Genomic DNA, 22,021 nt, shown 5'->3' with positions numbered 1-22,021 from the left:
CTTCTTTGACCACGTACTTGGCGTAAGCACCTAAGAACGTAGCGGGAAGGAGCCCTTCCTCATGATCAGGGCCGGAAAACCCGCAGGTCACAGACCAGTCCACCTCACTCCAGCCGAACTACACCCATTAGGGATCGCCTCCGGGTACTACTTCCGGAAGACCCGGAGAACTACTACGACCAGCGAGACCTGATCCCCGTGGACCTCAAGGGCAGTCTTGAGCATGCCAGGATTGTCATTACCAACTACCACGCTTTCCAACTTAAAGACGCCAAGGAAATTAAGGGCGTGGCCCGGAACACCCGACTCCTACTCAAGGGAGACAGAACAGAAGACGCGTTCAAAGAGACTCCGAAAGCCATGGTCAGTCGAGTACTGAGGGCCTTTGGTGGAGTGGCTGCCGGAAAGCAGCAGATCATGGTCTTCAACGACGAAGCGCACCATTGCTACCAAGACCGACCTATCCCGGCGGACGCGAACGCCAGCCAGCTCAACAGAGATCAGAGAGCAGCCAACGACGAGGCACGCGTCTGGTTTCGGGGACTGCATGCCATCGCACGGCACGTCGGGATCAAGCAGGTGTTCGACCTGTCGGCGACACCGTTCTACCTCAATGGCTCCGGCTATCACGAGGGCCACCTGTTCCCGTGGACCGTCAGTGACTTCTCCCTGATGGACGCGATCGAGTCGGGCATCGTCAAGGTGCCACGGACACCTGTCGATGACGATGCCGACCACGAGCTGGTTGTCTACCTGCACCTTTGGGATTTCGTTGGCAACGTGCTTCCCAAAGGCGCCTCGCGAAGCAAAATGAAGGACTGGGCGCCGCCTCCCGAACTTGAGGGTGCGCTCCGCAGCCTGCACCGCAGCTATCAGCGAGCCTTCGAGCACTGGGAGAAGACGCTCGAGGAGCACGACGAGACACCACCGGTCTTCATCGTCGTCTGTCCCAACACCGTCGTGAGCAAGCTCGTCTACGACTGGATTGCTGGCGAGCAGATAGTGGACGAAGCCGACGAGGTCATCGCACACAAGCCCGGCAATCTCAGTCTGCTCAGCAACGTCATCGACGGCACACCCCTGGCCAGACCGCGCACAATCCTGATCGACTCGGCCCAGCTGGAGTCCGGCGAAGGCATGAATCCTATATTCAAACGCGATGCCAGCGCCGAGATCGCCGCGTTCAAGGCCGACTACCGTCGCCGCTACCCTGGGGCCGATGTCGAAAAAATCACCGACGATGAGCTTCTTCGCGAGGTGATGAACACGGTCGGAAAGAAGGGCAAACTCGGCGAGCAGGTGCGTTGTGTCGTCAGCGTTTCGATGCTGACGGAAGGCTGGGACGCCAATACGGTTACTCACGTACTCGGCGTCCGCGCCTTCCGCAGCCAATTGCTCTGCGAGCAGGTCGTCGGCCGAGGGTTGCGACGCCGATCCTACGCGGTCAATGACGCGGGTTACTTCGAGCCCGAGTACGCCAACGTCTACGGCATCCCGTTCCAGTTTATTTCGTCTGACAAGCCGGTCACCGAACCGACGTTGCCAAGGCCTGTCCAGGAGGTCGAAGCCCTCGCGGGCCGTGAGCACCTCCGGATCACCTTTCCGAATCTCGTCGGCTATCGCGTAGAACTGCCGGACGAGGAGATCTCGCTCGATCTCGACCATGCGCCAATGTTCGAGATCGGTCCCAACACGGTACCCAGGTGGGTCGAAGTGGAAGGGGTCATCGGCAGTGGCGAACGTGAGGCAGGTGACGAACGCGCCTACCGCCCGCAGGAAGTCGCCTACGCACTTGCAAGGCGCGTTCTCGACACCCAATTCACAACCGTTGACGACAAGCGTCCATGGCTGTTCCCTCGACTCGTCCAGATCTGCCGGCAGTGGATCGACCATCGGGTGGTCCAAGCCGACGGATATGACTTGGGTTACTTGATGACTATCACTGAGGCACAGACCGAGGCCGCCGAGAAGATCTGGGAGGCCATCAGCCGCGCGGCCGATCGTCGAGGTCGGCTGCGTCCGATGCTGAACCGTTTCAACCCAAAAGGTTCGACCGCGGACGTCTACTTTCACACCCGCAAAGCGGCCGTGACTGCCGACAAGTCGGAAGTCACACATGTAACCCTGGATGGCAGGGACGGTAACACCTGGGAACAGCTGCTGGCAGCTGAACTGGAACTGAACCCGAACGTCAGTTCATACGTAAAGAACGACCACCTTGGCTTTACGATTCCGTACGTCCACAAAGGACGATCACATGACTACTTTCCGGATTTTCTGGTCCGCCTCCGGCCAGTCGAGGGCGAACCCTTCGATCGCATGCTGATCGTGGAGGTGTCAGGCAGTCGGAAGAGTCCCGGCCCAACGCAGGTGAAGGCGACGACGGCCCGAGAATCATGGTGCGCATCAGTGAATAATCACGCTGGATTCGGGCGCTGGGGTTACATCGAGATGCACGATCCGCTGACGTTCAAGGTGCATCTTACCGAAGCGATCCAGGCCCTATACGGGGACGCGCCAATTATCGGACATCCAGACTTGCTCGATTTCAATGAGAGGGACGTGAGGCACGCTCGTGGCGCGTAAGCAGGAAGTCAAGGGACCGACACCCGTTGACGCGATCAAGCATAGCGACAAGCGGACCAACATCCCAACGGCCGATGCACACGAGTTCGTCGACCCAAGCCTGGAAGAGGTCCGCAAGGTTCGCTATGCTCGGGACGAGACCCTCGACCCACAGTTGGTCTGGCGTGGCAAGTACCCATCGGCCGAAACGGCGAACTCAGATGATTCCAATCTAGTCACCGATGCGCCGCCGATCTATATTCAGGAGAAGATCGACCCGCGAGTTTTGATCGAGAACCTTCGCCAGACTCCCGAGCGCCTGGAGCACGAGCCGGAGCTCGAGCTAGCACTCTTCGAGTCCTTCGACGGACTCGAAGAGCTGGATCAAATCGACTTCTACCACCACGACGCAAACTGGTCGAACCGGATGATCCTCGGCGACTCCCTTCAGGTGATGTCCTCGCTCGCCGAGCGAGAACGATTACGCGGCAAGGTACAGATGATCTACCTCGACCCGCCGTATGGCATCAAGTTCGGCTCCAATTGGCAGGTGTCGGCCAGAAATCGTGATGTCAAGGACGGAAAGATTGAGGACGCGGTACGTGAGGCCGAGCAGATCAAGGCATTCCGCGACACCTGGGAATTAGGCATCCACTCATACCTCTCCTACCTCCGTGACCGACTAATCGTCGCCCGCGACTTGCTTGCCGAATCGGGTTCGTGCTTCGTTCAGATCGGCGACGAGAATGTGCACCTCGTTCGCTCCCTAATGGATGAGGTCTTCGGACCGGAGAACTTTATCAGCCAAATTGTCCTCAGGACTACTAGCGGCGCAGGGAGCCCATCGGGCGGAACTCTTGCCCTGGCCGGCGTAAGCGACCATATTATTTGGTACGGACAGAATCGTGAACAATTAAAGTACCGACAGCTCCTTACCGACAAAACCAGCGGCCAGGGCGGCGACCTATACAAGCGAGTTAGACTTCCTGACGGGTCGTCGCGTAGCGCAACCAAAGAAGAATTGATTGAACCATCCTCACTTCCCAAGGGAGCTAGACTGTTTCGCCCCGACAATTTGACATCCCAGAGTTCCGGGGCGCCTCAGTTCTTCGATGTGGAAATCGACGGTGTTGCCTACCCCGTAGGAAAGAGTGGCTGGAAAACAAATCGAAGTGGCATGGATAGACTACTGGCCGCACGCCGGGTATTCGTCACCCGGAATGGAACCTTGCAGTATGTTCGCTTCCTTGACGACTTCCCAGCCATGTCGATCAATAACGTCTGGACCGACGTCGGAACAGGCTCATTCACTGAAGACAAGATTTACATTGTTCAAAGTAATACTAAGGTAATTCAGCGATGTATGCTCATGTGTACCGACCCTGGAGATCTCGTACTCGACCCGACCTGCGGTAGCGGCACCACGGCTCACGTCGCCGAGCAGTGGGGACGCCGCTGGATCACCGTCGACACCTCTCGTGTGGCCCTAACATTAGCAAGACAACGGATCATGGGAGCGAAGTACCCTTGGTACCTGCTCGCCGACTCCACGGAAGGACACGCGAAAGAGCAGGCACTGACTGCGCAAGCGTTACCACGCCAGCGATTCACTGACGACGTTCGGCATGGCTTCGTCTACGAGCGGGTTCAGCACGTCACGCTGAAATCTATTGCGAATAACCCAGACATCAAGGAGGGAATGAGCCAACAGGAGATCGACGCGGCGATCAAACGGCACGCCGACTTCGAACTGCTCTACAGCAAACCCTATGAGGATCGGAAGAAGCTCCGCGTCTCCGGGCCGTTTACCGTCGAGGCACTGAGTCCGCACCGATCCCTCGCCTTTCCTGGCGGACCAGACGGCGCACCCCACGAGTCGGCTAGTGAAACCGAAGCGGCCAAAGATGCTGACGCGCCCAACTTCGAGCAGTCGATCCTCGATAACCTTGCCAAGGCCGGTATCCAGAACGGTCGCCGTGCGGAGCGAATCACGTTCGCGTCGTTCGAGAGCTATGCCGGCGAGTATGTACAGGCGATCGGCGAACGCGCAGCCGAGGAAGAAGGAAAGAGCCCAACTCGGGTTGCCCTTGCGATCGGACCACAGTACGGCACCGTGAGTCCGTCATTCGTCAAGAAGACTGCGCGTGAAGCGATCAACGCTAAGGGCGTCGACTTGCTGTGCATCTTGGGGTTTGCGTTCGATGCACAAGTTACTGGGGTAACAGAGGACGACGGCGTAACCGTGGAAGCCACCGACGAAGGTTTTGCGAATGTGGCAGCCACCCGCAAGCTGGGACGTATCCCAGTCCTCATGGTCCGGATGAATGCCGACCTGCTTATGGGCGAAGAACTCAAGAAGACCGGTGCAGGCAATCTCTTTACCGTCTTCGGCGAGCCCGATATCGAGATCGAAGAGACCGGCGACAACCTGGTCGTTCACTTGAAAGGCGTCGACGTTTACGATCCGACAACCGGCGAAGTACGAAGTAACGACACCAGCAGGATCGCGCTATGGATGATCGATACTGAGTACAACGAGGAATCTTTTTTCGTGCGCCACTGTTATTTCACTGGCGGGAATGATCCGTACAAACGGCTCAAGGTGGCACTTAAAGCTGATATCGAGGCCGACGCTTGGGAGTCTCTATATGCCACAACGTCCAGGCCATTCACCAAACCAGTTACTGGCAAGATTGCAGTCAAGGTTATCAACGACTATGGCGACGAAGTCATGAAGATCTTTGGGGTCGACAATGACGCTCAGTAACGGTTCCCTTGACAGGGGGTTCGCTGGCTTAATCCCACAGACGGGCGAAGAGGTTCGGCGCGCCCTGTCAGGCGGCCTACTGAGCCTGGACGCCAACGTGCTGCTCAATTTCTATCGCTACAGTCCCAATGCTCAGAGTGCACTCTTGGAGGTGCTTCGCGCAGTCGGCGATCGGGTCTGGGTGAGCCATCAGGCCGCCCGAGAGTTCTGGCGTAATCGATGCAGGGCGATCGATGATCGCAACAAAGCGACTGAACAAGTCAGGAAGATGCTCCAAGATAACGAGCTCAAGACTCTGCAAGGTCTTGAGCTCTGGGCCAAACAGACGGCGATCCCCGCCGAGATCAAGGACCGCGTGCGGGACAGGCTGAAGTCGGGTTTCTCGGATTCCGTTGAGTTGATCGATGCCGAAACAGGTCAGGCAGGTCGGGTCACCTACGACGCCGCGACCGACTCGGTGGTAATCATGCTGCGCGAGTTGCTAGACGGCAAGGTTGGTCCCCCCCTGTCGGTCGATGAGCACCAGAACGCAGTCGCCGAAGCCAGTCGTCGAGTCAAGGACCAAATCCCGCCTGGATACAAAGACGCATCGAAAGAAAATGGCACTGGCCCCGATGGAGCTACCGGCGACTATTTAGTCTGGCATCAATCCATACTCGAAGCCAAGAATCGTGATTTACCACTGGCAATCGTTACCGGAGACGAAAAGGAAGACTGGTGGTGGAAACATCGAAATGCCTTCATGGGCCCTCGATCTGAATTAATCGATGAATTTGCAAACCAAAGCCCACAAGGACTGCATTTAATTAGGCCGGTGCAATTAATCGAGCATGCTTCCATCCTCGATATCGAGGTGAACGCTGAGGCGGCGTCCGACGTGGCAAGGGGGAGCGTGACAACGGAGGCACCCCGATGGTCGGCGGAAGCAGTCCGCGAGCTACTACGGCGCCTTGACGCTGAGGGCGCAGTGCAAGCTGACGTCATTCGCTTCGCCGCGAGCCAAGGCGGGATAATCGATCGCGAGAAAATCTACGAGATCGGAGGCTACGACTCAGATCGAATGCTGCGCGGGTTTACTCGGCCGTCCGCGCGAATCACCCGTGACCTGCAAAATGATGGGTTAGTCGATGAAGGCGTCGAACCGATGCTGACCCCTATTTATCAGGATGTGACCGCAGTCAGATTCGAAATCCCGCTCGACGTCGTAGAGCTACTGGCTGCCGATGCTGGGAACGACTCGGCGAGCATCGACTAGAACGTATTGCCCGCAAAGTCGACGGCGCGGTGGGCACACGGGCTGTTGACGTACAAGTTCTTGAACTGAGCACAGCGCTCGATCAGCCGTACGGCGATAGACAGGCTCAACTACGACTTCTTGTTCCTAGGGGGCCATACCTCCCACCGGTTAGCCGCTCCCCGCCGCACGATGGCGTCTGGGTGCTTCACCTGGATCTCCGCCAGCTTGGCGACGATCTCAGCGATCGGTAGGCCGGAGGGAACGACTGCGATGGGCTTGGGCCTTGGGGCCGTCTTGGCCCGCTGGTCGTGATCCTGAAGGAGCATCTCGCGAGCCTTCTTCACGCGCGCTGCCCAATTTGGCCAAGCAGGGCAAGGACCCATTTGCAGGTGGATCGGCCATGAGCCCTGGTGCCAGTTCATCGGGCTGGCACACTCCGAACACATCGCCGCAGCGTCAAGCGATGGCATGACCTCGAGCGCCTCCCGCTGCTGCTCAGCGCGGCTACGGTCAGTACGCAACTGGGCCCGCGCGCTGCGATCGGTTGCGTCGGCCAACTTCTCCTGAAACTCCAGGTCCAGCGCTCGAAGCCGTCGCACCTCGTCCCCTCGCCACCAGGAAAACCTGCTCAGGTGGAACTCACGGCGGTCACACGGCAGCCGGCCTTCGCTGTCTACGACGGTTTCCAGGTCCCCGACCACCTGGCGCAGCTGATCCATGCGAGCCTGCTGTGAAACAACCGCCGCTTCGGCCTCTTTGATCTGGCTGTCTCTGCGCTGAGCGTCCATCGCGGGGAACAACGAGCCATCCGCAAGCCCTTCGCGCTCCTTGCTCGACGAGCGCAGGCTGGCCTCACACTCAAGTAGCGACAGCCGCGCTTGCTCCCGCTCCGCATCGTAGGGAGGGATGCGGGCCCGCCGCTGCCGCTCGTCCTCCTGGATGCGCGCCTTGGAGCTGGCCTCCTCCTCGTCCATCCACGCGGCCACCTCCTCCGCGGTCATGGGGCGGAAGTCCGGCTCGGCTCGATGCCAGTGAGCGAAGACATCCATGGCATCCTGCAGCTCACCAGCGCGTTCGTCCTCCCGCCAGCGATTCCACGCCATATCGCGATGGATCTCCACCACCAGCAATCGTGCCTGGACAAACTGATCAAACGTCACCGACGTGCCCGGTTCGGGCTTCCACAGCATTCCGTCGTGTTCCAGCGGCTTGCCGTCCCAATCGATCGGCGCCGGATGCAGCTCGACCAGGCCGTTGGCACTGCTTCCAGGCTGGTGCGCCCTCACACCGCGCCGGTCGCTTGGCGGTTGGTCAGGATGGTGGCCATGTTCGAGATAGAACGACCCCGCCGCGGTGATACCCATCTGCCAGCCGCCATCGGGGTGGCTCACCTCGGCAAGACCGCGGCGAGTCAATGCCCTAGCCGAGATACGAGCCTGCGTTTCAGCTGCTCCGCTCAGACTTTCGCCCGCTGACAGCCGTTTGAGCACGATCAGCTGGCGATCGTTGATCGGATCCCACAGGTGCATACCTGCAGCTAACTCCTCATCGCCAACCAGCAGAACCGTGTCTCGCCACACCACACGAACGGGTGACGTACGCCGGGCAACGCCTGGGGCTGGGGTGGCGCGATGCCAACGCTAGGTTGGCGGGCCTGCTGGGGACGGACCTCTCAGTTTGGCGTCGGCGGTGAGATGGCACCCGCTGGTGAGCGCTAGAACAATATTCTTATCCGCTCCGAATGAGAGCTCGGCGCCGTGGGGATCGACGAGGGTGAACTGGTAGTTGCCGGGCTGGTCTGACGTGATCACGGTCTTGGTGAACCCGAACGGCGCCGATGTCTCGGAGACAAGGCCCTTCGCCTGGCTCCATTAAGGATTGGCCAGCACCTTCTCGCTAAACTAGGTGGCGTGGTGGCCTTCGGCACGCATCCCGACGGCAGTCTATTCCGCCGTCGCGTACGCATTCATGTTCTCAGTCGTCGGCCCCGCATGCCTCGCCATCTCCGTCAGCGCACTCTGGATGGCCACTGTGTAGGTCCATTCGGTTCGAGTCGTAGCACCCCACGCCCTCCAGCCAACACCGGGAATGTGAGTAATAACCTGAGCTGCGCCTGTCGGATTAATGTCACGGACGCCATCGAAGAACGAAAGATCCCTGACCGAATCCACGAAGAGCTTCCAGGAGTAAATCAGCTCATCTTTCTTGCGCGGCGCGAGCAGCAGGACTACCCTTCCATGCCTCAGACGATTTGCAATCATATCCAGTTCCCATCGCAAACCTTCGTTTATCGTTGTCGGGGTTGCGGAAACAAGTACGGCAAAGCTTGAGGAGGCAAGTCTCTCAACCTCAATTTTCCAGTCACTGTGAGCGAGGTTAAACTTGGCAGCGCCGAGCGTTGGAAGAAAATTTCCAGGATCATTAACTGCGATAATATTTGCAAAGCTATTGACACGCCACGCGACGGTCTCCTCGAATTTTCTTTTTCTAGTCACAGAGAGACGACCCAGGACGCCACGTCGACTGACTCGACTAGCACGAACCTTTAATTTGTCATCGCCAAAGTTTCGTAGGTACAGAATTGGCAGTCGACCGTCCGCCCGCAAAGCATCCTTGGCATCACGAACCTGCAAGTATACGCCCATTCGATCTATCGCGAACAGAAATGTTGCACACAGCACTACAGCATAACCCACGCTCGCAGCACTGCCAGATGCCCATATACTGTAATAGCGCACGTAGTCAAAGAACCCGGCGCTACCGGCTTCGATTGCTAACTGGAAGTTGCGCAGCGCTATACCCATGAAAGCGCCCCTCGGCCCCCCAAGTGCCGCGGAAAAGCAGACCAGTAGATACGTGAACAGAGTGAACATCATGAGGAAACCTGCCGCGAAACGCAGACAGGCACCCGTTACCGTTCTGACATTTACTCGACGCGTTAATGTGTAGACTCGACCGCTATACAGCGGGTTATTCAACTTGCGGCGTAGCAAAACTGAACAAGTGAGCAAAAATCCCGCGAGGGCACCAACCAGGAGAATCCTCAGGCTAAATTCATAGAAGAGAGAGATGGCGCCCAACAGCAACAGAGCCAGGAGAACGCGAATTGCGCCAATCGAAACTCCATACCAGAGCGACCTCATACGCAAAGATCGAGACGCTTTTCGCGTATCTATAAAGTTAGCGCTCTCGCCCGGAAGTCGATAGCGATCAGCGCCCAGCTTCGCCACCAGTCCTGCGACACCGACCCACAGTACCCATGGGAGAGCGAGTGAAGTCATCGCAAAGCTGGCGGTATCCTGTATAATAGCCTGCCCTCCGGCAGAAGGACTGCCCGGAAACGCTCCAGAGAAGCTCTTAGACAGCTCCCCGTTTAGCTGGAGGCAATTCACGTCGCCAGGCCGGCTGCAGTACGTTAAGATCACTATAATTGAATTTCCCTGCAACCATTGTCGGCCGTAGGCGATAGTCTTCGAATCCGCCGGAATAAACGCATGGTCTGCATCATCGGACAGTACCGATGAATTACGTAGCGCGGCGTAATTTGATTGAAACCCGAGGTTTGTCTGCTCCGCCGTCTTCCGATTAGGGCAAGTAACAGTGTGAATCGTTAGGTCTAGGCCAAGTTTAGCCTCAGACCAAGAAGACTTTTCGCTAGTACAAACTTGCACGGTATCGGCATCATCCGAGCTTGTACCTACGCGAATCGGCGAAGTCTTGACATGGACATCTTTACCCTTCCAACCCCCCGGCACGGCAACCGAAGGTTCCCAGGGAGCAGGTTGCGCAACCGCGGACGACCCTAAAAACAAGAGCGCAACACCGATGATGAGGCCTGCCAAAACCCTAACGGAACTGCGACTCAACCTGAGGAATGACATGGGGACGCTTACCTCCGACAAACTCTGGCACTAATATTCTTAATTCGTGCGCGAGGCACCCTTCGGCCAAATGACTTGGACAGGTTTCTGTTCTTCATGAGAGAACCGGACAACATCTGCGGTACCCCCAAGTCCACCGGCTGGCTTACCGTCCCACACCGCGATAAGAAGATCAGCTTCTGTAACGATACGACGCCCCGCCGCCCAATAGGCCTCTTCGCTGGGTCGAGGGAAGTCAAGTTCGATCACGGAGTTGGCCGCGAGAAGAAGTTGCTCGTACAGAGAAGCCTCGACCTCATGCGCGAACGAGCTTCTATAGTCGGCACATGGCACAACCACGTGAAGCACGCCACCCATAGCCAAAATGCTCTGAGCGAATATTTGGTCTGCGCCCTCGGCAAGTGAGCAGATCCCCGAGACTAGTGGCCATTTGGACAACTCATCCCGCAAAGATTGCGCGACGAGCACCGCGGTCGCAGGCGACAACTTTTGATGACCCGTGAATCCAACGCGCATTGAACGCCCCTTCACAACCGTCCCTTCTTCGCTAGATGCCAGTAATGCTGGCCAAGCCGCGTCAACCTACACGCAGTACTATTAACGGCCGCGAAGTACATGAACGCCTCATCCACAGATTCCACTAGCTTCGCGTCACGACACAACTGCAGCTTCTTGAAGATTGTCACATGATCCTTATCAGCTGATTCATGGGTATACTCATATGAAGGGTCGAGCGGATACAAGCTTTCTTTCTCCGGGAACCACTGCGGCAGAGTTCGCAGTACGTCGATTTGCACGGCAGGTTCAGCCTTGCGGAGCGGTATCATAGTGCTCAGGTGCGCCTTGAACAGAGGCCGCTGATCCCATGGCCCCAACCCTTCCTCAACGTACGAGTAGACCGCAGCAGCATGCACGTTCCCGACCACATCTGCAGCGCCACCCTCAAGCGCACTACAAACAAAGCCGGTAAACACGCCGCGGTTACCTACTTCCATTGCGGCCTGGCCAGCGCGCGATGCTGAAAGTATAGAAACCCCTTCGGTCAGATTTGCCGAACTTGAGTCGATCGCCGGCACTGAACCTAGTCCGCCACTCATGCAGGAATCGAGAATAACAACTCGCTCCTGAGCAGTGGATTTATTGGCAAGGGTGAGAATTTCAGAGAGGTTTATTCCTTCGTCATACTTCCGAGCATCCGGCGTTACAATATAGCCACCCAACCCATTCTCAGTACCGTGACCCGAGAAGTAGAGGAGTGCAACTTCTGCCGTGTCATGCGTGAAGAGGCGTTCAATCGCTGCCCGCAATGAAGACCGCGTGATCTCCTGCTGATCTGAGACCAACAGCTGCACGTCGAAGTTTGGTGAGCCATCAGAGTTGCGCGCAAGGAGTGCGTGTACCGCAATAGCGTCGTTTACGCAACCACTCAGTGGCGAAGTCGGATAGTCATCGATTCCAACAACAAGCGCTCGTCTACCTAACATTCTTGCCCTCAGTCATGCACATATCAATTGCGGCACCGACGTTCTCCCAGGTCCACGAATACGTCCGCGAGCGCGAAAGGCCATTGGGTAGCGTACTTAAGGTGGTGCCACCGTTGACGTAGACCCCAAAGTACGGGACATTGCACTCATTAGCCATTCGTATCTCAGCTGCGACACCTCCTGCACTTGCCAGGTACTTGCCCACTAGGATAATGACGAGATTGCATCGGTTGATCTTATCTCGAATCATGATCTTCCATTGATTCTGCGGCAACGCACTTCGAGAAGACCAATCACCGACCGCATACGGTGTTGGCGAACTCTCGCGCCCCTGACCGGCAAAAAGCGTGCGCGAGGACTCGTCGTGGTCAAAGTCAAAACTGATGAAGGCTCGCGGGTTTCTCACTGGACATACTCCCTACTACGACCACTGCCGGCGTCTCTGGCGTCTGTTCGTCTTACCGATAGTCGTTTTTGGCCACTAGGCGTTACTAACAGAAGTGACTCAACCGAGTGGTCTAACCGAAGGCGCCGTCGGTTTCTTGCCAAACATCGCCATAGTTTGTCGTAAACGTAGATGCCGACGTCGGGACGTCACATACGACGTAACACCTGCCTCCCCGTTGCGACCTTGTGGCTAAGACACGCCCGCACCGAAGGTCACGAGGAGGCTGACGGATGCACGCTGCATGCACATGGCGATATCTGGCGATCACCTACTCATGCGCGGCAGCGACGCAGGTCTATCTCGCCATATCCGCTGGCGTCGTTTGGGCCGTGGTCTTGTGCGTGGTGTTCGCACTGCTGGCAGCAGCATGTGGCAGTGCCGCTCACCGAGCGACCCATCGACGACGCCGGAGCAATGGTCAAGCCCTGGATCCCCGATCCACGGGAACGGTCCTTCGAACTCGATGGCCGATAACCGCCGCACCACATGGAGAGGAACATGACGCCAACCGGCATTGCTGTCCAAGACGTTCCGGACGTCGAATCCTACCGGCCTCAGCACCAGTTCCTCGACCAGTGCGTCCGTGGCGACGGACGCACTGACTCCGTTCGGGCATTACAGCGTTACTTCAACCAGGATCCCACCGTCGGAGGGCTGTACGCCGGCCGCGGCTTCGAGCGGTTCGATAGCGGCGGCGACGCTGCCGCCGTCCGCGACCAGATCACAGCAGCGGACGTGCTCGCGCTCACCTTCCTGAGCATCACGGACAGGCTGCCCCAAGTCGCTCTCGCCGTGACCGTGGCCAACGCTGACCGGATCACCGACCTGCTCCGCCAGATCCCCGCCGACGTGACAATGCACGAGGTGGGCTGGGCGGTGTACGCGCCAGACTCACCCGCCAGCGAACTCTGGCGATTCCTGAAACAGTGTGGCGGCAAAGACCGCTGGGTCGCGGCGAACAAGCTGCTCGCCCGCAAGCGTCCCCACCTGCTGCCCGTCTACGACTCCAAGGTCCAGGCGCTGCTCAATCGCCCCGACAGCATCTGGGCCTGTCTGTGGACCTGGTTCGACAGCGACCCCAGCCGAACGGTCGCCGTAGCTGAACTCCGGAGCGAGGCCGGCGGGATCGAGGACATCAGCCTGTTGCGCTGTGTTGACGTGATCCTCTGGATGCAAGCTATGAGCGGGAGCCTGTCCCGTCGCCGAACCGACCCCACAACAACGAACGGACCCACCTCGTGACCAGCACTTCACCGCCCGGCAACCGTGAGCAGGTCGCCATGTTCATCGACTTTAAGAGCCTGACTACGAACGACATTGACCTAATTCAGTTCACCGAACGCTGACTGATTCAGGCCACATGTAACCCTTGCCAGTTGCTGACAAGTTCTTTTCCGCACAGTTATAAGATCCAGGTACCCAGGCTGCTGGGTCACGATGCCAAGCCACTTACCTCGCAACAAGTTCGGGTCAGGAACTTATACGCTCGCGATGTAACCTTTCGAGTGATGATGACCTCACCGGTTGCAGGTAACCTCAGTCGATCCGCTACGTTCCCCGGCATGACCTTTGACCTACCCAACGTCTCCTGGGAAGCAATCTCCACAGACCCAGGTAAGTACGCGCAGCTATTCCGCAGCCAAGAGGACGAACACCGTCGACACGCCTACAAGTTCACCAAGCTACGAAAGTTCGCCGAAGCCCTCCTCGACAAACAAGAGGAACTCAATATCTGGAAGTCGGACGGGATTCCCGATCACCCCAACCGACAGGCTCGCAGCGCTGAAGAGGCCGAGCCCGGAGACGTGCCCCGAGACCGCCGTGCTCGCGTATGTAAGCTTGCCGCCCAAAGCCCGGAGCGACTGTTCAAAGTACGTGACATCGCCCAAGAGCTGGGTATCGAAAACGAAAAGAGCCTGCGCACCAGTCTCGACAGCTACGTACATAAGGATCACGCCCTGAAGAAGAATAGCAACGCTGAGTACTCGGCTGGCCCACGCGTGGCGGAATACGCAAACTGAAGTAGCGTCGGGAGAGCCGCTGCCAGCGGATCGCACCGCTGGCAGCGGCCACGACACGGTAACCTCGACCTACCAAATCCAGATTTTCCGTGTCACCGCGCACCATATCTCCTTTAGCAGCGCACGCTGCCGCCGTCGGGTCCCACTTCCCACGAAAGAGGGACCCGACGGCGAAGTGGTTTCGCTAAATATCCCCGCAGCTCACCATAACGGTCGGCCGAAACCAAGCGCCGTGACACGTAAATGGGATGCGGCGATGCCGTCCTCGAGCGGGAGTCGTCCGGTCGCACTGGACTGGATTACGTCCCGGTGCACCACCTCCCCCTCGTGTGCACCGGGGCCCCATCCCTGCCGATCACTGGCGCAGCGCGCCCTGTTCCCTAGATTCGGCTGGCAAGTTTCACCTACACCTTCGACCCGAATTTAGTCACCGTTACTAGGCTTACCGGTCAAGGCATCCGCCCACTCGAACGTGTCGAAAATACCGCGCGCCAAGTCGACGACGTGCGCCCAGTCCTCGGTGTTGTTGCTGGTCACCGCCAGGCCAAGCACAACCTTCGTCCCGGGAATCCACGCGGTGATGGCGTGCTCCGTGATCTCGACGGTGTCCTCGCCGATCGAGATGCTGCTCTGCGTAACGGATTGCGCAACCACCGCCGGGCCGACCGGGAGCTCCACAACCTCGACGTTCCCCTTCGCGGTGCTGCGATGCACCTCCCCCAAGCCGGCGATCGCGACGTTGGTCGACATGTGGCCGGACTCCAGGCAGAAGCAGTTCACCAACGCCATGATCGGTCGGTTCATGTCCTCGGGAGACCGAAAGATCCCGGCAGCGGTGTAGCTGGAACCACCGGCCTGAGCCGCGGCGCCGGCCGAGGTGAGCATGACGACCGTTTCAGCCATTCCCTGGTCCATCGGAACGTCGGGGTCGAGTCCGAACTGGTCGGCGAGCTCGCGCGCCAGCAGCTGAAGGTCCTCCATGCCCGCTTCGCCGCGCGGCAGGTCGATGAAGCCTCCCGGCAGTACCAGCGTGAACTGGTGCCGCTGCGGAGTCGAGACGGACGGACTGGTCATGTCACGCAAACTTTCGGCTCTGGCGCAAGGCGATCGCGCATTCGGCTGGATCCAGATACAGGCTGGCCCGTGCCATCTCAGGCCATGCAAGGTGAACTTCGTTGTGACCGTCGCTGTTCAATGACAGCCGCGTACTGCCGTCGGTACAGACCCATGTCGGCCGGTCCACTGACTTGGGTAGGGAGCCCTTCAAGAACACCGCACGACTGTGCGCAAGTACCAACCACCCACCGCGGCGCCCGCGCCTCAATGCGTCGATCAGGCTGGTCACCGGCTCGGCCTTGGCCATCCCCAGAACCCGCACCGTGCCCGGCTTGACGGTCTCCTTATCCTCCAACGCGGGGATGTTGATCCCTACCTCGGACAGGATGGAACCCACCAGCACGTAGATCGCGAAAAACGGCAGGCACAACACCCAGACGATCCGGCCCGCAAGGCTCATCGCCCCCAGATTCGACCGCCCGGGATAGTCCAGCCGGAAACGCCGGGTCCGGAAGAAGATCGCCGCCGCAGGCACACCCCACGCCTGCTGGTACTGGCGCTCGAGCCCGGCGCGGACCGCTTCCGCGCCTTGAGCACTGCTCGTTTGCTCGTGGGCGCTCACGGTTTCCAACCGGTCTTCTTCTCGACGTAGCTTTCGACGTGGTCCACTGCGACGTCCTTCGCCTCGCCGATGGCGATCTTCTTGGCGCTCTCCACGGCCGCGCCGGTGACGATGCCTGCTGTGGAGTACGGATCGATGCTCACCGCGGGCAGCTTGTTCACCAGGCCGACCGACTTCATGTGGGTGTAGCGGGCAGCCTGCTCGATCGCGTCCTTGGGGGCTTCTTTGAGTGCCTGCATCGTGATGGGTTCCGCAATGTGCCCAGTCACCTTCATCACGTTCCCGGCACCATCGACAGCTTTGGAGCTGTAGGACACGGCCTCAATGCCGATGCCCGGGATCTTCGAGGCGACTCCTCCGAGCGCAGAGGACTTCGCCGCCAGTTTCGCCATCCCACCGGCCTTTGCGGCCTGGGTGACCGCGTTCTTGGCGCCTGCCAAGGCCTTCCCTCCGGGGATGATGCCAACGGCGTCCATGCCGATGCTGCCCCACGACACATCGGCCCCGGCAGCTTTGGCGAGCAGCTTGGTTCCCACGGCGGCGGCACTGACCCCGATCGCGGCCGCGGCGGTGACCGCATCAACCCCTGGAATCCAGGAGGTGGCCAACGCGACTACACCCAACACACTGCTGATCGTCGAGAGCACGTCGCCGATCTTGGCGATGAGGTCGGCGTGCTCTTTGACCCAGTCCCAGGCCTTGCCCGCCAGGTCCTTGATGCCATCGACCATCTTGCTGATGGTGTCACCGAGCTTGTCGAGCCATCCCGGCTCTTCCGGGGCTTCGTCCTTCGCTTTGCGCAGTGCCGCGGCAACCTGCCCAGCCACATCCAGATGCTGAGCGAGGAGACGCTGCGCGTCTTCCTTGAGTGCGTCCAGCCCACCTTGCGCCTGGGTCAGCTGTTGCTGGGCCTGCCCGAGCGCGTCCTGCGCCCGTTGGAACTGCGCGGGATCGGTGAAGGTCTGCCCGGCGAGACGGAAGTTGGGGTTGGCCTGCGCTGAGGTCACCTGCGACTGGGCGGCCTCGGCCTGGCGCTCCAGGTCCGCGGCGTGGTTCTGCATGGTGCGCAGGTCGTCAGCCCAGTTGGTCAACGTTCCCGACGCACTCGAGAGCGACTGGTGTGCCTTATTCAGATAGTCGGGGACCTGCCCAACCGTGCCCTCGAAGGCCTGCGCACCGTCGCCTTCCCAAAAGCTATCGGACTTCCCGAGTTTGGTCAGATCCTCGTACGCTTGGCCGATCTCGGTCGCGACCTTCCCCAGGGTGGCAGCAACGTCCGCCACCTTTGCCACCGTGCCGGGCGCGGGGTCGAACCCGAGGGCGGGGTAGTTGCCGGTCTGTACCGGCGCAACGGCATCCGCGACGCGATCCCAGTTCATGCTTTCTGCCCACCCAACCTGTCACCAATTTCCGACTGCCTTGCTTGTGGTGCGGCGGCAGGCGGAGGTGCCGGTTGTTCGCTCTGCCCCTGACCGAGCGCGTCGATCACGCTCTGTTCCATCTCCGCGTAGACCTGCTTCGCTTTCGACAGCCCTTCAGCCACCGTCCCGGAGAACTCGGCGATCTTGCCGATGCCGAACTCCCACCGGTCCTGAAACTCCCCACCCGCCGAATCAATGTCCCGGCTTCCCATATCGCTGGGTGAGGAGTTCTTCAGCGCGTTGTTCGCGTTGGTCATCCGTTCCTTGGCCTGCTCCAGTGTCGTGATGAGTGACCCCATCCGCCCCAGATCAACCCGATAGCCACCCGACATCCACGTTTCCCCTCGTTGGCGTCGACCATCCAGCAAACGCACGTCTAACGCGCGTGGCGTAGCTGCTCCAGAAGGTCGTAGGTTTTGCTGATCAGCGTCTCGGTACGCCCGGGTGCCACGTTGACGTACCGCTCGTAGCCGGGTTCCTCGGTGAACGAGAAGAGGTACCGGCCCTGATCGGTGTCATAGAACGTGCAGCAGCTGTCCCCGGTGGCACGATAACTGCCGAGGCCATCCCGGTAGCTGGCGTAGATTTGGCCACCGCCGAAACGAGGGAGCCCAGCGACTTCCAGCACCCGCCGCACGTCACGACGAGCTTGCCCGCCGTTCATGGCATCCCGCAGATCCGACTCAGGCACCGACAACGCCGGCCCCACCCCCGGCGACACAGTCGGCAACTCGACCACCAGGTCTTCGGCGAGCGCCTCCGGACGCGCGGGGCCGAGGACCACGTTGCCCGACGACGGCACATGGCACGCCAGCACCGCGTCCCGACCGCTGGCCGCGACATGGACGTGATACGGCCCGTCGGAGGCTTCCACCGTCGCTGAAAATGCCTGCCCAGCGCGGCCGAGCACAGTGATCGTGCGGAGAAACTCCTCGCTCGGGCCGCCAGCGCGCCACAAGCCGCGCTCGACGAGCTGCTCAGCAACGCTGTTTTGGTGTGCCTGCACCTCGGAGGGGTTTCGCCACACCGGTTCTGGAACCAACGTGGCTGGCAACGTCACCCCAGCGGCCTCCGCACCGACCAGGAGGCAGTCCAAGGGCAGCACAATCTGACGGTCAATCACCAGCATTGCCTGCCCCTACAGACCGATGACGGGCGGTGTCGCCCTCGGCAACTCACCCACTAAGGCGTCGTCTGGATCGTGCTCGAGCAGGTAGTCCGCGGTCTTGTGCTCGGAGTCCTCGGCCCCCTCGCCTTTACCGCCGCGTCCCATACCGCCACCAGCACCCATGCCCGACCCGCCAGGCCGACCCGAACCGCCAGCTGCGCCACTTCCGAGACGGCCACCTGCCCCTGGTTCGCCGCCCAGCGCCCCCGCGCCGGAGCCCTTCCCGCCAGCAAGGCCACCTGCGCCAGAACCAACCCCAGAAGCTGTCCCTGAACCACCGGGACCGAAACCACCGCCGGGCAGGAACCCGCTGGCCGAGCCGCTACCCGGCCCGAAGCCGCCTGGTCCTGACCCTCCAGGACCGAACCCGGTAGCGCCGTAGCCACCTGTCGTGCCGTAGTCACTGCCACCAATGCCGACACCCGTCGTCGTGGGCGGGAAATAGCCGGCCGTCTTGGTGCCATCGGCCTGTGACGGCCCGCCATGGCTCTGCGAACCAGGAGGCAGCGTACTTGAGTGACCACCCTGCTGCGGCACGCCACCATCAACCGACCCACCGCTGTGACCAGGATCGTTGGGGCCGGAAACACCGCCGGGGTGGCCCGCGGGACCACCGAACGAGTTGGAGGCGCTGTGCCGACCGGAGCCAGAACCGGTTACGTGCGACTGAGACCCCGGTCCGGTGTCCGGCGAGGTAGGGGTGATGTCAGCTCCACCGGGAGGCAGGCCCAGCTCGCCGTACTGCGATGGGGCTGCCCACCGTCCAGAGTTATCGGTCGACTGGCCGTGGTAGGTGCTGTATCCGTCGACGACCTGCTGAGCCTTCTGATTCCAGGCGTCGATCTCGTTCGAGCGGTTCGACATAAACGACACCCAGGTGCCGCTCACCCAGTCGTCCTTCGGCTTGTCACCAAGCGGTTCCGGGTGGTTGGCCTCTGCGACCTTGCCTTGCAGGTCCTTGAACGAACTTCCCTGGCCCTGGTACAGCTGCTCGGCCTGGGTGAGGTGCTGACCGCTCACCTGTGAAGCCTGCACGAGGGGCCCAGCGCCAGCGTATGCCTGACCGGCACCGTCGCCCTGCCAATGGTCCTGCATCGCCCCTTGCAACTGAAGCATTTCCTCAGCGATCTTGTCGTGCAGCTTCGACAGCTCGCTGGAATGGTCGCCACCCGCGTACATATCGGTGGGACCTTTGCCCTGATTCACCAGGGCCACGATCTCTTGTGCGGTGTAGGCCATCACGCACCACTCTTAATCGTCGTGACCGCTGCCTCGGCAGCTTTGACCGCCAGCGAACAAGGATCGCTGTAATATGGTGACGGCTTGCGAAACGTTACGCCGACAGTGATCACTTCGTCGTTGCTAACACCGACAGCAACCTGACAACCACCGTCGCCTCGATCGTCGTATGGCGCCCCGTAGACCGCCGGGTACCCTACAACGTCGGGAGCCACAGCGAAGTAGCCCGACTTACTGTCCTGAGATTTGTATGAAGTGCTCAAACCGCCATTGCCCGGGATAAAACCGAAGGCAACTGTATTGTGGTCAGTGTCTGACCATGTACAGATCGGTGCAACGTCGCCAGTCGCCTTGCGGCTCGTGATCAGGTTAGCGACCTGACTTGCCTGAGCCTGGCTGAGCACGGCACAGGGGTCCTGTTCGAACTTGGAGGCGTCCAGCGGGTTCGCCACCTGCGGCGCAGCCAACTTGCCACTCGCAGGTGCCGAGGTCGACGGGCCTGACGATGCCGATGGCGTCTGGTTGTCGACAGGCGTCGAACACGCTGCCAAAGTCAGCAATGCGGTTGCCGCAATTCCGACCACAAAGGCCCGATTCACTGACGGCCCCCGTGCTTACGAAGCGCATCTTTGTTGGCCTGCTCTTGCTTTTCGTAAACGCCGATGGCGTCTTTGAGCTTGTTGGCGTATGCCTGCGCATAGTTCTGCTGGTCCGTGACGTTCTTTACGTAGGCTTCAGCGTGTGCATCGGCTGCCTGTTTCTGTACCGTGCTGCCTTCGTCCTCGGCGGGTTTGTTCAGATGTACGAGCCGTCTCCCCAACGTGACAGCATCCCCGAGTTTGTCAGCGATGGATTGCCACCGGGGAAGGATCGCCCGCATCGCGTCGGCATCCATGACAAAACCGCCACCCGAAGCTGCGGTGTTGGCAGCCGCGTCGGCAGCCTCACGATCCCGGTAGACCTTGGCGCCAGCCGAGTTCATGTACTGGTCGTACTGGTCGTCTTGAGCCTTCCGCTTCGCCGCTTCTTCCGGCGTGAGGAATCCGGCCCGTTTGGGCTCTGGAGGTGCCTGCTGCGGCGGAGGCTGACTTGATCCCGATGTTGCTGGCTGCTGCTCGTTTCCCACTACGTCCTCCCCTGGCGGCCCTCACCGCCTATAGCTGTCGAACGAACCGATAGTAGCCGCATGGACACCGGTTGTCTGGTAGACAGCGAAGGATCACTATCTGTATCTGCAGACTTGGTGACAGCTCGTCTCAATCCTGCTGGTCACGAGCCGAAAGAGTCTTCGCCCGGCCAGAGTGTGCGGTGCCGACGCAGCGTTGCCTCGTACTCGACGTAGGCGCGGGAATCCTCCGGGCCACCTGCGGCCATCATGTCGTCGTGGGCCAGGGCAGCCTCCGCGTGCAGCGAGCCGATTTGATCGAGCCCCTGCGCCGCCCGCGCCGCCTGTTCGCTCATCTGGGCGGTATCGAACCCATGTTCGCCTAATGCGGCGAACTCGTCTGCGACCTCGCGCTGAGTTTCGGCCAGCGCCTTGGCCCACGCCGCGCGCGCTCGCAGCTGATCGCCGTAGCCTTGCTGCTCAACCGCTGATTCCGCGCCGCCCTGGTCATCGTTCACTAGGTTGATGATGCCGCACCTGTCCGTCCAGGGAACAGGCAGTTCGAAGCGACTTGCCGTGCACCTCGTTAACGGGCACCGGGAGGCAGACTGTCGTCACCCGAGTGGAGCAACGTCCGATGACAGTTGGGAGGACCCGACTGACTACAGCGGACACGTGGACCTCCGACAACCATCATGGCGCAGCTGGCGAACGGGCCTTCGGCATGACCGAAGGCCCGTTCGCCAGGAAAGCGCTGCAGGCAATCTGCTGTCAGTACGACTGCACCTCGACCTTCGTAACGTAGCTCCAACTGGGGCACGTTGCGGTACGGGTCTGGGTTCCGCCGGACTGCCACTGGTAGCCGCTGCTGTTGGCACCCCAGTAGTAGCACTGGACGGTCACCTGCCAGGTGCCCCACCCGGTGCACGTCGCGTGACCGACGTTTGTTCCCTGCCCCCAGGTCTGGCAGTTCAGGCTTGCAGCCTGGGCCGGTTCAGCGGCCACAA

17 protein-coding genes and 1 pseudogene are annotated in these 22,021 nt (G+C 60.1%); 5 read left to right on the top strand and 13 right to left on the bottom strand.

The window, feature by feature from the left end; translation table 11 throughout:
• Positions 1 to 126: 126 nt before the first annotated feature.
• Genes QMK34_RS23260 through QMK34_RS23250 form a run of 3 tightly spaced genes read left to right on the top strand, consistent with a single transcriptional unit; the run spans position 127 to position 6,587 of the window.
• Positions 127 to 2,586, top strand: coding sequence for a BPTD_3080 family restriction endonuclease (locus QMK34_RS23260; RefSeq protein WP_442785193.1), 2,460 nt, complete (start codon positions 127 to 129; stop codon positions 2,584 to 2,586).
• A complete protein-coding gene (locus tag QMK34_RS23255; RefSeq protein ID WP_326416355.1) occupies positions 2,576 to 5,332 on the top strand; it encodes a site-specific DNA-methyltransferase in 2,757 nt (918 codons plus the stop codon). Before QMK34_RS23260 ends, QMK34_RS23255 begins: the two co-directional genes overlap by 11 nt.
• Complete coding sequence (locus QMK34_RS23250) at positions 5,319 to 6,587, top strand: PIN-like domain-containing protein (RefSeq protein WP_326416354.1); 1,269 nt, start codon at positions 5,319 to 5,321, stop codon at positions 6,585 to 6,587. Before QMK34_RS23255 ends, QMK34_RS23250 begins: the two co-directional genes overlap by 14 nt.
• A gap of 110 nt (positions 6,588 to 6,697) precedes the next feature.
• On the opposite strand, the gene QMK34_RS23245 is transcribed toward QMK34_RS23250, so the two are convergent.
• The 4 genes and pseudogenes from QMK34_RS23245 to QMK34_RS23235 form a co-directional block, all read right to left on the bottom strand.
• Positions 6,698 to 8,098 (bottom strand): hypothetical protein, encoded by a 1,401-nt coding sequence (locus tag QMK34_RS23245; RefSeq protein WP_326416353.1) that lies wholly within the window; start codon positions 8,096 to 8,098, stop codon positions 6,698 to 6,700.
• A 111-nt stretch (positions 8,099 to 8,209) separates the two neighbouring features.
• Positions 8,210 to 8,428, bottom strand: a pseudogene (locus tag QMK34_RS47895) (LppA family lipoprotein); the annotation flags it as partial.
• An 84-nt stretch (positions 8,429 to 8,512) separates the two neighbouring features.
• The gene (locus QMK34_RS23240; protein ID WP_326416352.1) at positions 8,513 to 10,411 is read right to left on the bottom strand and encodes a hypothetical protein; all 1,899 of its coding nucleotides are present in this window, start codon (positions 10,409 to 10,411) and stop codon (positions 8,513 to 8,515) included.
• A gap of 566 nt (positions 10,412 to 10,977) precedes the next feature.
• On the bottom strand, positions 10,978 to 11,934 hold the full coding sequence (locus tag QMK34_RS23235) for a caspase family protein (protein ID WP_326416350.1): 957 nt from the start codon (positions 11,932 to 11,934) through the stop codon (positions 10,978 to 10,980).
• Positions 11,935 to 12,880: 946 nt separating this feature from the next.
• Here QMK34_RS23235 and QMK34_RS23230 point away from each other — a divergent pair.
• The gene (locus tag QMK34_RS23230) at positions 12,881 to 13,624 is read left to right on the top strand and encodes a DUF6308 family protein (protein ID WP_326416348.1); all 744 of its coding nucleotides are present in this window, start codon (positions 12,881 to 12,883) and stop codon (positions 13,622 to 13,624) included.
• A gap of 320 nt (positions 13,625 to 13,944) precedes the next feature.
• Positions 13,945 to 14,403 (top strand): hypothetical protein, encoded by a 459-nt coding sequence (locus tag QMK34_RS23225; RefSeq protein WP_326416347.1) that lies wholly within the window; start codon positions 13,945 to 13,947, stop codon positions 14,401 to 14,403.
• Positions 14,404 to 14,826: 423 nt separating this feature from the next.
• Here QMK34_RS23225 and QMK34_RS23220 read toward each other — a convergent pair whose 3' ends face one another.
• The 9 genes from QMK34_RS23220 to QMK34_RS23180 form a co-directional block, all read right to left on the bottom strand.
• Positions 14,827 to 15,477, bottom strand: a complete 651-nt coding sequence (locus QMK34_RS23220) for a hypothetical protein (RefSeq protein ID WP_326416345.1) — start codon at positions 15,475 to 15,477, stop codon at positions 14,827 to 14,829.
• Position 15,478: 1 nt separating this feature from the next.
• Positions 15,479 to 16,090 (bottom strand): hypothetical protein, encoded by a 612-nt coding sequence (locus QMK34_RS23215; RefSeq protein WP_326416344.1) that lies wholly within the window; start codon positions 16,088 to 16,090, stop codon positions 15,479 to 15,481.
• Complete coding sequence (locus QMK34_RS23210; RefSeq protein ID WP_326416343.1) at positions 16,078 to 17,460, bottom strand: WXG100 family type VII secretion target; 1,383 nt, start codon at positions 17,458 to 17,460, stop codon at positions 16,078 to 16,080. Before QMK34_RS23210 ends, QMK34_RS23215 begins: the two co-directional genes overlap by 13 nt.
• Positions 17,457 to 17,834 carry a hypothetical protein gene (locus QMK34_RS23205; protein ID WP_326416342.1) on the bottom strand — a complete coding sequence of 126 codons (378 nt, stop codon included), beginning with the start codon at positions 17,832 to 17,834 and terminating at the stop codon, positions 17,457 to 17,459. Before QMK34_RS23205 ends, QMK34_RS23210 begins: the two co-directional genes overlap by 4 nt.
• 44 nt (positions 17,835 to 17,878) lie before the next feature.
• A complete protein-coding gene (locus tag QMK34_RS23200) occupies positions 17,879 to 18,631 on the bottom strand; it encodes an ESX secretion-associated protein EspG (RefSeq protein ID WP_326416341.1) in 753 nt (250 codons plus the stop codon).
• Between the two features lie 9 nt (positions 18,632 to 18,640).
• Positions 18,641 to 19,909, bottom strand: a complete 1,269-nt coding sequence (locus tag QMK34_RS23195) for a hypothetical protein (protein WP_326416340.1) — start codon at positions 19,907 to 19,909, stop codon at positions 18,641 to 18,643.
• Positions 19,909 to 20,508 (bottom strand): DUF3558 domain-containing protein, encoded by a 600-nt coding sequence (locus tag QMK34_RS23190; protein ID WP_326416339.1) that lies wholly within the window; start codon positions 20,506 to 20,508, stop codon positions 19,909 to 19,911. Before QMK34_RS23190 ends, QMK34_RS23195 begins: the two co-directional genes overlap by 1 nt.
• Positions 20,505 to 21,035, bottom strand: a complete 531-nt coding sequence (locus tag QMK34_RS23185) for a hypothetical protein (RefSeq protein WP_326416338.1) — start codon at positions 21,033 to 21,035, stop codon at positions 20,505 to 20,507. Before QMK34_RS23185 ends, QMK34_RS23190 begins: the two co-directional genes overlap by 4 nt.
• A 143-nt stretch (positions 21,036 to 21,178) precedes the next feature.
• Complete coding sequence (locus QMK34_RS23180; RefSeq protein ID WP_326416337.1) at positions 21,179 to 21,532, bottom strand: hypothetical protein; 354 nt, start codon at positions 21,530 to 21,532, stop codon at positions 21,179 to 21,181.
• Positions 21,533 to 22,021 lie beyond the last annotated feature (489 nt).

The organism is Amycolatopsis sp. H20-H5 (genome assembly GCF_035828755.1).
Classification (GTDB): Bacteria; Actinomycetota; Actinomycetes; order Mycobacteriales; family Pseudonocardiaceae; genus Amycolatopsis.
This window is presented reverse-complemented; position numbering and strand designations above follow the sequence as displayed.

What these genes read in the sequence shown, in the direction of transcription:
- QMK34_RS23250 (WP_326416354.1), top strand. Translation starts at nt 5,319, where the DNA reads ATGACGCTCAGTAACGGTTCCCTTGACAGGGGGTTCGCTGGCTTAATC.
- QMK34_RS23245 (WP_326416353.1), bottom strand. Translation starts at nt 8,098, where the DNA reads ATGCACCTGTGGGATCCGATCAACGATCGCCAGCTGATCGTGCTCAAA.
- QMK34_RS23235 (WP_326416350.1), bottom strand. Translation starts at nt 11,934, where the DNA reads ATGTTAGGTAGACGAGCGCTTGTTGTTGGAATCGATGACTATCCGACT.
- QMK34_RS23230 (WP_326416348.1), top strand. Translation starts at nt 12,881, where the DNA reads ATGACGCCAACCGGCATTGCTGTCCAAGACGTTCCGGACGTCGAATCC.
- QMK34_RS23225 (WP_326416347.1), top strand. Translation starts at nt 13,945, where the DNA reads ATGACCTTTGACCTACCCAACGTCTCCTGGGAAGCAATCTCCACAGAC.
- QMK34_RS23220 (WP_326416345.1), bottom strand. Translation starts at nt 15,477, where the DNA reads ATGACCAGTCCGTCCGTCTCGACTCCGCAGCGGCACCAGTTCACGCTG.
- QMK34_RS23210 (WP_326416343.1), bottom strand. Translation starts at nt 17,460, where the DNA reads ATGAACTGGGATCGCGTCGCGGATGCCGTTGCGCCGGTACAGACCGGC.
- QMK34_RS23205 (WP_326416342.1), bottom strand. Translation starts at nt 17,834, where the DNA reads ATGTCGGGTGGCTATCGGGTTGATCTGGGGCGGATGGGGTCACTCATC.
- QMK34_RS23200 (WP_326416341.1), bottom strand. Translation starts at nt 18,631, where the DNA reads ATGCTGGTGATTGACCGTCAGATTGTGCTGCCCTTGGACTGCCTCCTG.
- QMK34_RS23195 (WP_326416340.1), bottom strand. Translation starts at nt 19,909, where the DNA reads ATGGCCTACACCGCACAAGAGATCGTGGCCCTGGTGAATCAGGGCAAA.